The 12,539-nt window shown below is 66.8% G+C and carries 12 protein-coding genes; 6 read left to right on the top strand and 6 right to left on the bottom strand.

Annotation, left to right across the window (positions count from 1 at the left end):
- The first annotated feature begins 2 nt into the window (after positions 1–2).
- A complete protein-coding gene (recR, locus tag C8K36_RS19215; RefSeq protein WP_107986133.1) occupies positions 3–611 on the top strand; it encodes a recombination mediator RecR in 609 nt (202 codons plus the stop codon).
- Here recR and C8K36_RS19210 read toward each other — a convergent pair whose 3' ends face one another.
- Complete coding sequence (locus C8K36_RS19210) at positions 612–1,544, bottom strand: LysR family transcriptional regulator (RefSeq protein WP_107986132.1); 933 nt, start codon at positions 1,542–1,544, stop codon at positions 612–614.
- A 155-nt stretch (positions 1,545–1,699) separates the two neighbouring features.
- On the opposite strand from C8K36_RS19210, the gene C8K36_RS19205 reads away from it, so the two are divergent.
- Complete coding sequence (locus tag C8K36_RS19205) at positions 1,700–3,022, top strand: NAD(P)/FAD-dependent oxidoreductase (protein WP_107986293.1); 1,323 nt, start codon at positions 1,700–1,702, stop codon at positions 3,020–3,022.
- A gap of 67 nt (positions 3,023–3,089) precedes the next feature.
- On the opposite strand, the gene C8K36_RS19200 is transcribed toward C8K36_RS19205, so the two are convergent.
- Both C8K36_RS19200 and C8K36_RS19195 read right to left on the bottom strand, forming a co-directional pair.
- Positions 3,090–4,634: an acyl-CoA synthetase gene (locus C8K36_RS19200; RefSeq protein WP_107986131.1), complete on the bottom strand. Its 1,545-nt coding sequence runs from the start codon at positions 4,632–4,634 to the stop codon at positions 3,090–3,092.
- 51 nt (positions 4,635–4,685) lie between these two features.
- Positions 4,686–5,657 carry a DMT family transporter gene (locus C8K36_RS19195; protein ID WP_107986130.1) on the bottom strand — a complete coding sequence of 324 codons (972 nt, stop codon included), beginning with the start codon at positions 5,655–5,657 and terminating at the stop codon, positions 4,686–4,688.
- A 73-nt stretch (positions 5,658–5,730) separates the two neighbouring features.
- On the opposite strand from C8K36_RS19195, the gene C8K36_RS19190 reads away from it, so the two are divergent.
- Positions 5,731–6,648 carry a LysR family transcriptional regulator gene (locus C8K36_RS19190; RefSeq protein ID WP_107986129.1) on the top strand — a complete coding sequence of 306 codons (918 nt, stop codon included), beginning with the start codon at positions 5,731–5,733 and terminating at the stop codon, positions 6,646–6,648.
- On the opposite strand, the gene C8K36_RS19185 is transcribed toward C8K36_RS19190, so the two are convergent.
- Entirely contained in the window at positions 6,627–7,562 is a 936-nt protein-coding gene (locus C8K36_RS19185) for an oxygenase MpaB family protein (RefSeq protein WP_107986292.1), read from the bottom strand. The genes C8K36_RS19190 and C8K36_RS19185 overlap by 22 nt on opposite strands.
- Before the next feature lie 5 nt (positions 7,563–7,567).
- Entirely contained in the window at positions 7,568–9,103 is a 1,536-nt protein-coding gene (locus C8K36_RS19180) for an aldehyde dehydrogenase family protein (RefSeq protein WP_107986128.1), read from the bottom strand.
- A gap of 211 nt (positions 9,104–9,314) precedes the next feature.
- Between C8K36_RS19180 and C8K36_RS19175 the strand changes: the two genes are divergently transcribed.
- Genes C8K36_RS19175 through C8K36_RS19165 form a run of 3 tightly spaced genes read left to right on the top strand, consistent with a single transcriptional unit; the run spans position 9,315 to position 12,029 of the window.
- A complete protein-coding gene (locus C8K36_RS19175; RefSeq protein WP_107986127.1) occupies positions 9,315–10,457 on the top strand; it encodes an acyl-CoA dehydrogenase family protein in 1,143 nt (380 codons plus the stop codon).
- Between the two features lie 11 nt (positions 10,458–10,468).
- Positions 10,469–11,149, top strand: coding sequence for a GntR family transcriptional regulator (locus tag C8K36_RS19170; RefSeq protein WP_107986126.1), 681 nt, complete (start codon positions 10,469–10,471; stop codon positions 11,147–11,149).
- 37 nt (positions 11,150–11,186) lie between these two features.
- Positions 11,187–12,029 carry an oxygenase MpaB family protein gene (locus C8K36_RS19165; RefSeq protein ID WP_107986125.1) on the top strand — a complete coding sequence of 281 codons (843 nt, stop codon included), beginning with the start codon at positions 11,187–11,189 and terminating at the stop codon, positions 12,027–12,029.
- A gap of 31 nt (positions 12,030–12,060) precedes the next feature.
- Here the strand turns inward: C8K36_RS19165 and C8K36_RS19160 are convergent, their stop codons facing one another.
- Complete coding sequence (locus C8K36_RS19160; RefSeq protein WP_107986124.1) at positions 12,061–12,537, bottom strand: DUF4334 domain-containing protein; 477 nt, start codon at positions 12,535–12,537, stop codon at positions 12,061–12,063.
- Positions 12,538–12,539: the final 2 nt, after the last annotated feature.

The following is a 12,539-nucleotide window of genomic DNA, read 5'->3' as shown; positions in this document are numbered from 1 at the left end:
CCTTGTACGAAGGTCCCGTCCAGGACTTGATCGACGAGCTGGGCAAGCTGCCCGGTATCGGTCCCAAGAGCGCCCAGCGCATCGCGTTCCATCTGCTGTCCGTCGAGCCCCCGGAGATCGACCGGCTCCAGGCGGTGCTGCAGAAGGTGCGTGACGGCGTCCAGTTCTGCATCGTGTGCGGCACGGTCTCCGAGGAGGAGAAGTGCCGTATCTGTGGCGACCCGCGTCGGGATCGGACGATGATCTGTGTCGTCGAGGAGCCCAAGGACGTCCAGGCGATCGAGCGCACGCGTGAGTTCAAGGGGCGTTACCACGTGCTCGGTGGCGCACTCGATCCGCTCAGTGGCATCGGTCCGGACCAACTGCGGATCCGGGAGCTGTTGACGCGCATCGGAAATCAGGAGGACGGCGTCGACGTCTCCGAGGTGATCATCGCGACCGATCCCAATACGGAGGGCGAGGCGACCGCGACCTATCTGGTGCGGATGCTCCGCGACTTCCCGGGCCTGACGGTGTCGCGACTGGCGTCGGGACTACCGATGGGTGGCGACCTCGAGTTCGCCGACGAACTCACCCTCGGCCGAGCACTGTCGGGACGGCGGACGCTGTAGCTACCGCTCTTCCGGTGTGCCCCCGACCTGCTGCGGCGGGGTCGGGGGCACACTGCTTTCCCCGTTCATCGTCTGGCGCAGCGACTGCACGAGACTGGTGAGCGCGGGCGAGGCGGCGCCGCTGCGGACGATGCCGCTGACCGGCACCCGCAACCGGCTGTTCCGTTCGCGCATGAGTGCCAGCCCCATTCGCGGCGCCTCGGAGACCGTGCTCGCATACAGCACCGTCCATGCGCGTGGGTTGGTGATGACGTCGAGGATCGCGGTGTGATCGCGAGCGATCGGCGGGCCCAACTGGACGCGGCGTCCGACATCGACGAACGCGTTCTCCACCACCGTGTGGATCAGGACCTGGCTGTGCCGCGGCGGCAGCAGCAGGGGATAGGGCGCGAGTTCACTGAGTTCGACGGTGGAGAACGCCGACACCGGGTGATGGTTCGACGTCGCGATCAGCAGGTCCTCGATGCCCAGTTCGACGGTCTCGAGTCCGGGCCGGTCCACCTCGCCGCGAATCAGCGCGATGTCGGCGTCGCCCGCCGCGACGGCCTCGATCCGGTCGGTGAAGCTTTTGATCACGAACTCGATGTCGAGGTCGGGGTGCTTCTCGCGGACGTGGGCGATCGCGGCGAGGCTCTGCGGCGCAAAGCTCATGCTGGCGGTGATCCGGATGCGGTTGCGCGGTTCCTTCGCGACCGCGAACGCCCTCGTCTCGAGGCTCAGGACCTCCTGCGCGATGGGCACGAGCCGGGATCCGGCGGGGCTCAGCCGCACCACCCGGGTGGACCGCTCGAACAGCGGCGCGCCGAGTTCGTGCTCGAGCTTGGTGATCTGGTGGCTGATGGCAGACTGCGAAATGAAGCAGCGTTCCGCGGCGCGACTGAAGCTCAGTTCCTCGCTCACCGCGAGGAAATAGCGCAGCTGACGGAAGTCCATGACGCCATACTACTTATGAGCGATCGAGATAACTGTTTTCCGAATATCCCTGATTACTGGCGTGAAGGTCCTTAGCGCTCCTACGGTGTCTCTCATACATCTCGAACTGGTCTCTCGAATATTTCGAGAAGGAGGCAACCGTGAGCGAAGCAGTTATCGATCGGACCGAAGTTGTGATCGTCGGGTCCGGATTCGGTGCCCTCGCCACGGCGAAGAAGCTGGCCAAGGCCGGCAAGCCGTTCGTCCTCATCTCGGAGACCACCGAGCACCTCTTCCAGCCGCTGCTGTACCAGGTGGCGACGGGTGTCCTCGCAGCCGGTGAGATCGCCCCGTCGGTGCGCGCGATCCTCGCGAAGTACCCCAACGCCGACGTCCGCCTCGGCCGCGTCGTCGACGTGCACGCCGACGAGAAGGAACTCGTCTACGAGGCCGCCGGCGAGCGTCACACGCTCGGCTACGACTCGCTGGTCGCCGCCACCGGCGCGCGGCAGAGCTACTTCGGCCGCAACGAGTTCGCCAAGGTCACCTACGCGCTCAAGACCGTCGACGACGCCGAGCGCCTGCGGGCTCAGATCGTGCGTTGCTTCGAGGAAGCCCACACCACCACCGATCTCGAGCGTCGCAAGAACCTGCTCAGCTTCATCGTGATCGGTGCCGGTGCCACGGGCGTCGAGCTGGCCGGTCAGATCAAGGAGCTCGCGGTCCGCTACTTCGAGCAGTCGATCCGTGGTGTCACTGCCGACGACGTCACCGTCACCCTCGTCGAGGGCGCGGGCGTCGCGATGCCCGCGTACGGCGGCAAGCTCAGCGAGTACACCAAGGAGTCGCTCGAGAAGTCGGGCGTCGAGGTGGTGCTCAACACTCTGGTCACCGACATCGACGAGCACGGTGCCACCTTCAAGGCACACGGCAGCGAGACCGGCGAGCGTCGCACCGCCGAGACCGTCATCTGGTCGGCAGGCGTGCAGGCCAACGACTTCGCGGGTGTCCTCGCCGAGCGCACCGGCTGCGACACCGACCGTGCCGGGCGCCTGCTCGTCAACCCCGACCTCACCGTCGGCGGCCGCGCCGACATCTTCGCGGTCGGCGACATGACCTCGCTGAACAACCTGCCCGGCCAGTCGCCGGTCGCGATGCAGGGCGGACGCCACGTCGCGGCGACCATCCTCGGAAAGACCAAGCGGGGCACGCCCTTCCAGTTCCGCGACAAGGGTTCGATGGCGATCATCAACCGCTTCCGTGCCGTCACCAAGGTCAAGAGCATCGAACTCACCGGCTTCATCGCGTGGGTGCTGTGGCTCGCGGTCCACATGGTGTACCTGGTGGGCTTCCGTAACCGCTACGTCGCCGTGATGTCCTGGTTCGGTTCGTTCCTCGGCCACCGTCGCCCGCACTTCCACTACGCGCAGGAGATCGCGCCGGTCGAAGCGCCCGACGCCCGAGTCGTCGACGCCGAACCCGCGAAGGTCGCCGCCTAGCTTTCCGAACGACGGGCGGTTACTGCGCCATCGGCCGAGTGCCGAGTGCAGTAACCGCCCGTTTCGGCTAGGCGCGGGCAGCCAAGGCCGCGTCGCGCAGGTCGTGCTTCTTGACCTTGCCGGTGGCCAGGCGCGGCAGTTTGTCGCAGAACTCGATCGTCTTGGGCACCTTGTACTTCGCGAGGTGCTCACGGACGTGCGCGCGCAGGGCCTCGGCGGTCGAGTCGTCGGCCGGCACACCGGGATCGAGCTCGACGACGGCGTGGACGTATTCACCCATCTCGGGGTCCGGCAGGCCGAAGACCGCGACGTCGGACACGTCGGGATGCGCTGCGAGGCACGACTCGATCTCGGCGGGATAGATGTTGACGCCGCCCGAGATGATCATGAACGACTTGCGGTCGGTGAGGAACAGGTAGCCGTCCGCGTCGATATATCCGACGTCGCCCACCGTGGACAGGCGCGGGTTGCTGGGGTGCCGGGAGTCCGCGGTCTTGTCCGCGTCGTTGTGGTACTCGAAGGGCACGACATCGCGCTCGAAGTAGACGGCACCGATCTCGCCGGCGCGCAGCGGTTGCCCCTCCTCGTCGCAGACCACCGGGGTGCCGAGAACCGGGCGGCCCACCGACCCGGGCCGTTCGAGCCACTCCTCGGCCGTCAAGAACGTCATGCCCATTCCCTCGGTGCCCGAGTACAACTCGCTGACAATGGGACCCAGCCAGTCGATCGTCGCGCGCTTGACGGCGGGCGGGCACGGCGCCGCCGAGTGCAGGAAGTCCTGCAGCGACGAGACGTCGAACGACGCGCGTTCGGCGTCGGACAGTTTGAGCAGTCGCACCATCATGGTCGGGACGACCTGGGTGTGCGTGACGGAGTACTTCTCGATCGTGGCGAGGAACTCGCGGGCATCGAAGCGTTCCATCAGCACGACGGTGGCGCCCAGGCACTGCGCACCGGCGGACCACTGCAGTGCCGCGGAGTGGTACATCGGCGCTGGAACGAGGTACGTCGACTCCTCCGTCATGCCCAGCAGCGTCTTCGCGAAGTGCCCTACGTTCATGCCGCGCGGGTCGTCGATCGTGATGCCGGTCAGCGGGCGCCGAATGCCCTTGGGGCGCCCGGTGGTTCCCGACGAGTACAGCATCATGTCGCCGCGGGGCTGCTCGGCGAGCGGCACAGGATCGAACTTCGCCATCGACTCCTCGTACGACTCGAAGCCGTCGACGACGCCGTCCATCATGAACAGGTGGGGCCGCTCGGCGAGCTCGTCCACGATCGCGGTGGCGAGATCGGCCAATCGGTTCGTCGTGACGAGAAGCTTTGCCTGACAATCGGTGACGATGTAGGCGGCTTCGTCCGCGGTGAGGTGCCAGTTCACTGCCGTGATGTACAGGCCGGAGCGCACCGCGGCCCAGTACACCTCGAGGTATCGGGGGTGGTTCTCGGCGAGGATCGCGACATGGTCGCCCTTACGAAGTCCGAGCGCAAACCACTGCTGGGCCAACTGATTCGAACGGTCGTCGAGATCACGGTAGGTCACCACCTCGCCGGTGGGAGCGAAGACGACCGCGGGTCGATCGGGGGCTGTCACAGCATGGATTCCGGGGTACATCAGGGGGCTGCCTCCTGGTTGTCGATCAGGGAAACGTCGATGTGCTCGCCGTCACGAACTTGCCGGTGTCGATGCATCGTCGGGGTCGCCGTCCCGCTCAGTGAGAACGCGCGCCGGTCGTGACGCGACGAACCAGGCGGCGCCGAGTACCAGCGCGCAGCCGACGAGTTGCAGTGCCGTGGGCCGCTCGTCGAGCAGCAGCATTCCCGCTCCGACCGCGAGCACCGGTTGGAGCAGCAGCAGGGTCGCGCCGATCTCCGGCGCCAGCCGCGGAAGCGACCTGCCGAGCATCACCCAGCCCAGGAACTGCGCCGACATCGCCAGCGCGAGTAGCCAGCCGAACGACGCCCAGCCCGGCGCGAGATCGATCGGGCCCCACAGCGATCCGGCTGCCGATCCGACGACTCCGGCCGATGCGGTCGAGACGAGTACCTGCGTGGCGGCGGTCTCGGCGGTACCGGTTCTGCCGACGATGAAGATGTAGCCGGCGTAGGCGATTCCGGACAGGAGCGCCAAGATCGACCCCTGCAACAGATCGGGGCCCGGCGCCGCACCGCTCACTCCGGCGGCGAGTGCGATTCCGGCGAACAGGATCGGCACGGTCGCGACGAACCGCATCGGGATGCGGGTGCCCAGGACCAGGTACGCCAGCAGCGGGACGACGACCACCTGCACGTTCACCAACACCGTGGAGATCCCGGCCCCGATGAGCAGAATCGACTGCGACCACAGCGCGAAGTCGACGCCGAGCAGTGCGCCGGCCACGGCGTAGCGGGCGACTGCGCGCCGGGAGACGGTGTTTCCTGCCCGACGTTCGCGGAATGCAAGGAATGCGAGCGGCGGCAGCGCGAGCAGGCACCGATAGAACACTGCGGAGGAGGGGGACACGTCCGCCAGCCGGATGAACACCGCCGTCAGCGAGATGAACAGGGCCCCGCCCACGGCAATCGCGCGCGGGTCACGGAGCGCCGTGAGCGCACCGCCGGAGGGCTGTACGACAGGGGAGAGTGGAACGGTATGCACTCCGAAATTCTGGCGTTTACCTGCGGAAACAACAACTAAGAAGTATTTCTCAAGATTCGGTAGTGTTCCTTCCGTGTTGAACCTCGACCGAGTGCGCGCGCTGTGCGCGGTGGCGCAGTCCGGATCCGTCGCGGCGGCCGCGCGTGTTCTGCACGTCACGCCGTCGGGGGTCTCGCAACAATTGGCAAAACTCGAACGTGAGGTCGGTGTCGCACTGCTCGAACCGGCGGGCCGCGGAGTGCGTCTGACGCCGGCGGGTGAACTGCTGGCCAGGCGTGGTGGCGAACTGCTGGCGCGCACATCCGGGATCGAGGCCGAGATTGCAGCGATGCGTAGCGAGGTCGTCGGCCCCCTCCGCTTCGGGGCGTTCGTGACGGCATCACGCGTCGTGCTGCCGTCGGCGGTCTCGGCTTTGCTGTCCCGCTATCCGCTGCACGTGACGGTGACCGAGGCCGAAACCGAGGTCACGCTCGAGTCCGTCGCCCGCGGCCGCATCGACGTCGGCATCGTCGACAGTTGGGAATCGGCGCCCGTCGACATCCCGTCGGGCTTGGAGGCGCGATTGATCCATCGCGATGCGGCCGACGTCGCGCTGTCCGTCGATCATCCACTGGCACGGGACGCGGTGGTCGAACTGTCGAATCTCGCGGAGATGCCGTGGGTGGCGTGGGGATCCGGAACAACGTTCCACGATTGGCTCGTCCGGTCGCTGCGCCGGCAGGGATTCGAACCGCGGATCGACTTCGAGGCGTCCGACATCTCGACACATCTCGCGTTCGTTGCCGCAGGACTCGCGGCGGCGCTCGTGCCACGACTGGCCATGGACATGACGCCGGCCGGGGCGGTGCTGGTGGCGACCGAGCCGCGCCTGCACCGTGACATCTACGCGGTGTGGCGGGCCGACAATGCCGGTCCGGCCGTGCGCGCGGGTATCGACGCGGTGCAGGACGCGTTCGGCCGCAGGGGGACTCAGTTCACCCGCGGTGACTGATCGGGTTCCACTCCGAGATCTCGGGGGCAGTAGCCCGCCGGGTAGCCGGGGTAGGTGCGATTGTTCGGGTCACCGGCGCCCGCCGACACCCGACGTTTGGGCAGCAGACGCACCACCGATGATCGTGCCCGGAGACCTGCTTCTGCCGCGGCGCGCACGCGCGGCGACCCCTTCGGGAAGCCGAACGCGACGGCCATGCGGTCATCGATCAGCGCGTACACGGCAGACGCGACAGGCCGTGCCAGGACCTCCGGATACCACGACTGGAAGAGGCCGAGCGTGTACGTGCCGATGCGGTGGTTGTCCTCGCTGAAGACGAAGTGCTCCTGTTCGTAGTCCATCTTGAAGCGCTGGAATTCCTGAAACGACTCGGGGACATCCTTGATCCCCATGCGAATTCCCACCTGGCGATAGAAGTGGAACGACGCCAACCGCTCGTGTGGGTGCAGACGTCGCCAGCCGTAGCGGTCGATCCAGTCGATGGGGTCGTACACGAACGTCGACAGCACGTAGAGCATGTCGTCGTTGGAGATCGTGTACCGGCCGTGCATCCGGTTGACGTTGCGTAGGGACTCGCGCCCGCGCGGCGAGTCGTACCCGTGCTCCACCATTTCGCCCATGAGGAGTGCGGTGTCGTCGTAGCGCTTCTGTGGTCGTTTCTCGAACTCTCCCGTGCGGGCGAGGAGTTCGGAGATTGTCGGCACACAGTAGGTCCGGAAGAGTGCGAACTCGAGGGCCCGCTGGTAGTCCCACGGGAATTCGTAGCCCGCGGTGATCCTGAGGATGTCCTGATGCTGTGTGACCGGGTCGAGGTCCTCGATCACCTTCACCCATCCCAGGCGCCCCGACCGGGGGCGGGGGTCGCGATCGGGGGCGGCAAACGTGCCTGCGCGGCGTCCGTTGGTGAGTGTCATCGCCGTCACCGCCCGTGCCGGGCCTTGAGCATCCACGTGGAGATCTTCATGTCCCGCGCGGACCGCTCGAGCGTCATCAGATTCAGTGGGGCCGAGAACTTCTGGACGGTCACCGCCTTGGGCCGGCTGAACTCGCGGAGTCCGTCGGCGCCGTGGATGCGTCCGAAGCCGGACTCGCCGACGCCGCCGAACGGCAGTGACGGGATGCCGGCGAACCCGAGAACCGAGTTCACCGACACCATGCCGGTTCGTAGACGATCCGCGATGTCCTTGCCGCGGTCCCGGTTTCGTGTGAACACCGATGCGCCGAGACCGTAGGATGTGGCGTTCGCCCGCTCGATGCCTTCCTCGAGATCGCGCACCTTGTTGACCACGACGGTCGGGCCGAACGTCTCCTCACAGATCGCCGAGGACGACTCCGGGACGTCGGTGAGGATCACCGGCTCGACGAAACGCTCGTGGACCGAGTCGATTCCGCCGGTCACCGCCCGGGCGCCCTTGTCCAGTGCGTCGGCGATGTGACTCCGGATGACGTCGACCTGGCGCGGCAGTGTCATCGGGCCGTAGGTGTCGGTGTCCGCGCCTCCCGGGCGGACCCGCTCGACGACGGCCGTGAACTTGTCGAGGAACTGGCGGTACACCGGTTCGGCGACGTAGATGCGTTCGACGCCGGCGCACGTCTGGCCCGCATTGCCGAACGCGCCGAACGCGGCGAACTCCACGGCCTTGTCGAGGTCGGCATCCTCGGCGACGAGCATCGCGTCCTTGCCGCCACACTCGGCGACCAGGGGCGTCAACGTCTCGGCGCACACCGCCATGACCTTGCGGGCCGTGGGCCCGGATCCGGTGAACGCGATCTTGTCGACGCCTGCGCGACACAGTTCCGCGCCCGTCGCACCGAGTCCGGTGATCACCTGCAGCACCGGTTGCGTCGGTGCGAGCGAGTTCCACTTGGTCTCGAGCCACTTGCCCACGCCCGGGGTGAGTTCACTGGGCTTGAAGACGACCGCGTTGCCCGCGGCGAGGGCGTAGGAGATGGAGCCCATCGGGGTGTAGACCGGGTAGTTCCACGGGCCGATCGAGCCCACGACGCCCATCGGTTTGTAGCCGAGGGTCGCCGATTGGTTGGCGCTGACCAGTCCGGCGGGCACGCGTCGGGGCTTGAGGACCTTCTTGGCGTTGCGGGCCGCCCAGTCGAGGTGCTCGACGGCGAGCATCACCTCGAGCAGTGCGTCGTCGTGCGGCTTCCCGGTCTCGGCGGAGATGACGCGGGCCAGGCCGTCGGCGTCGGAGGCGATTGCCTTCTTGAACTCGAGGAGCCAGTCGCGGCGACCACGAAAGCCCTGGGCGTCCCACCAGCGGGCGGCGCCGCGCGCCCGATCGACGGCGGCGCGCACGTCGGTCGCGGTCGCGACAGGGTAGTGGGCCAGGGCCTCACCGGTTCGGGGGTCGAGGCTCGCGAACGTCGTGGGCCCGTCCTCGGGGGTGGGTGAAGAAGTTGATCCGGGTGCCGCGTCGCTCGAAGACAGTTCTCGGGTCATGTCGGGCTTCCTCCGTGGAACTCCGTGGGATGGAACTACGTGGGATGGAACTACGTGGGATCGCATCACATATATGTGATGTGATTTACTGTGTTGACGCTCACACTATTAGTCCTGGCAGATGTGGACAACCCCGCGCGCGGCATCCACGTCCGATCGGGATGTCGGGGCACCCGCGTCACTCGACTCTTCGCAGGCAGGAGCACACCAGATGAAGATCGATTTCACCTCGGAGCAGCAGGACTTCGCGCAGGCGGTGGCAGCGTTCTGTCGGAAAGAGTGCGGTACCCGGGAGCAGCGCGACGCCCTCACCGGCCGCGGCGAGCACCACCACAACGCGGATCTGTACCGCAAGATGGCGGCCCTGGGCTGGCTGGGCATCACGGTGCCCGAGGAGTACGGCGGCTCGGATGGCACCTCCGTCGACATGTGCATCCTGCTCGAGCAGGCTGCCCGCGGCATGGCGCCGATCGGAGGGATCGGCCCCACTCTCATCACCGGTGCCGCCTACGCGAAGTTCGGCACCGCCGCCCAGAAGGAGATCGTGCTCGGCGGGATCGTCCGCGGTGCGTCCGAATCGATCTCGATGTCCGAGCCCGAGGCGGGCTCCGACGTGGGCAACCTCAGCTGTAAGGCCGAGAGGGTCTCCGGCGGTTGGCTGATCAACGGTCAGAAGACGTGGTGTTCCAGTGCGCACTTCGCCGAGAACATCCTGCTGGTGGCCCGCACCGATCGCAGCGGCTCCAAGCACGAGGGCCTGACGATGTTCCACCTGCCGACGGACACAACAGGACTGAAGATCAGCGGCATCGACACGATGGGTGGCAAGGAGGTCAACGACCTCTACCTCACCGACGTGCTGCTCCCCGAGGACGCGGTGGTCGGCGAGGTGGGCCAGGGCTGGACTCAGCTGATGACGGGCCTCAACATCGAACGGCTGATCCTCGGCGCCATGATGCTGGGCACAGCTCAGCGAGCATTCGACGACACACTCCAATTCATCACGCAGCGAAAGCAGTTCGGTCGCCCGGTCGGAACCTTCCAGGCGCTGCGGCATCGTATCGCCGATCTCGCCACCGAGATCGAGTGCACCCGTCTGCTGGTGTACAGCACGGCGCGACTGATCGACGAGAATCCTGCGAAGATGTTCCCGCGGGAGGCGTCGATGGTGAAGCTCAAGGCCACCGAGACCGCGAAGAAGGTCGCGCTCGAGGGCATGCAGATGATGGGCGGATACGGATACGCCACCGAGTTCGACATGGAGGGGCACGTCCGCAGGACGTTGGTCGCATCGATCTACGGCGGCACCAACGAGATTCAGCGTGACATCATCGGCAAGACATACGGACTGTAGGGAGCAATACCGTGGTGGCGCCGACCCGGAACTCACGTCCGCTGCGCAGGACCCAACTGTCCGACGACGTGGCGGCGCACTTGCGTGGTGCCGTCATGTCCGGGCACCTGCGACCGGGCACGTTCGTGCGACTCGACGAGACCGCGGCCCAGCTCGGCGTCAGTGTCACTCCGGTGCGGGAGGCGCTGCTGACGTTGCGCGGGGAGGGGATGGTCGAATCCGTGCCCAACCGCGGATACGTCGTGTCCCCGTTGGGGCGGGACGACGTATACGACATATTCTGGCTGCAGGGCCGAATCACGGTGGAACTCGCCGTCCGCGCCTCCCGGTCGGCGGACGACGACGATCTGGCACGGCTCTCGGATCTCAACGCAGTCCTCCGCGATGCGGTGGGTGCGTCCGACGCGGAGCGTATCGCCGAAGCCGAGTACGAGTTCCATCGGGAACTGTGCCGAATTGCCGGTGGCCCCAAGCTTGCGTGGTTCCTCCTCAGCGCAGCCCGCTACACGCCGTACCAGCTGTATGCGGCGGATCCGGAGTGGGGCTCGCTGGCCGTGCGCGCCCACGGAGCCCTGATTTCGGCTATCCGGGCCCGTGATCGCGCCTCGGTCGTGCGGCACACTCGAATCCAGTTCGACGACGCGGCGGACCGGCTCGTCACTCACCTGGAGCGGATCGGGATCTGGGAATGACCGACGAACGCATCTCACTCGACGAAAGCGATGAACGATGACGATCGATGCCACCACACGACCGGATCGGGCGCTCCCGGATTCCGGGAACTCGGCACCCGGAAGCCTCGACCTCGCCGACTTCGTGGGGGAATCCATGTTGTTGATCGGCGCGGGCGCCACGGTGCTGCTGCAGTTGGCGCTACCGGGGGTCGGCCGCGGTGTTGCCGAACACAGCACCACACTCGAACGCCCGCTCGACCGACTGCGCACCACGATGACCTACGTGTACGCGGTCACGCTCGGTACCGACGAGGAACGTCAGACGGTGGTGCGCCTGGTCAATCGGGCGCACGTCCCCGTGCGGTCGGAGCGCTACAACGCCTTTGATCCGGAGCTGCAGCTATGGGTGGCGGCGACGTTGTACCGCAACGGCTTCGACATGTATCGGCGGTTCTTCGGTTCCGTCTCGGACGCCGACGCGGAGCGCCTGTACCGGCAGTCCGCCGTCTACGGGACGGCGTTGCAGGTCAAGGACGACATGTGGCCGGCCACCCGAGTCGAGTTCGACGCATACTGGGACCGGATGATCGCGAGCGCGACGGTGGACGACCGGGTGCGCGCCTACGTGCGAGGACTGCTGTCGGGCGGGAAGGCCCCGATCCCTGTGCGCCTGACGATGCCGTTGCAGCGGTTCTTCACGATCGGACTGCTGCCTCCGCGGATCCGTGACGAGTTCGCCCTGCCGTGGAGCCCTCGTGATCAGCGCCGCTTCGACCGGCTCATGACGGTGCTGCCGGTCGTCTACCGTCGAGTGCCGCGGCCCGTGCGTCAGGTGACGGCCACCTTCTACCTGCGGGACATGCGCCGTCGTCTCGCGGCGCACCGCCACCTGATCTGAGCCACGGACGTCGCGCTCTCTCGCCGGGCGGTCAGAGCGCGACGTCCCGTTCCAGGCCGAACCAGAAGTGTTCGCCGCCGTCGAAGACGAGCTTGCCCTTGCCGTTCATGACGCCGATGACGGTGTCGTCGTCCACCTTCTTGAAGTGATCGAAGACGGGCATGCCGTCGTACACCATCGTCGTCGTGACCTCCCCTCGGAACAGCACCTCCCACAGGCTGGCCTCGCCGTGACCCGTGCCGACATCGGAGAACAACTGTCCGTCGTCGCCGCGGCACAGCAGCGGCTGGACGTCGGACTCGCTCGCGAACGCCTTGCCGTACCAGCGGGCGCGCTCGAGAAGCGATCCGGTGCGGTGACCGGTATCGAAAGCGAATCCACGCCAGCGATATCCGATCAGATCGACTGGACGACAGGGTTCCAGTCGAGCCCAGAGTTGATCCATCGTGCGCGGATCGATCCGATCGGCACTCGCCCGCAGGGCGGCGACTTCGTCCCGTATGTCCATGC

This window comes from Rhodococcus sp. OK519, assembly GCF_003051005.1.
Lineage (GTDB): Bacteria > Actinomycetota > Actinomycetes > Mycobacteriales > Mycobacteriaceae > Prescottella.
This window is presented reverse-complemented; position numbering and strand designations above follow the sequence as displayed.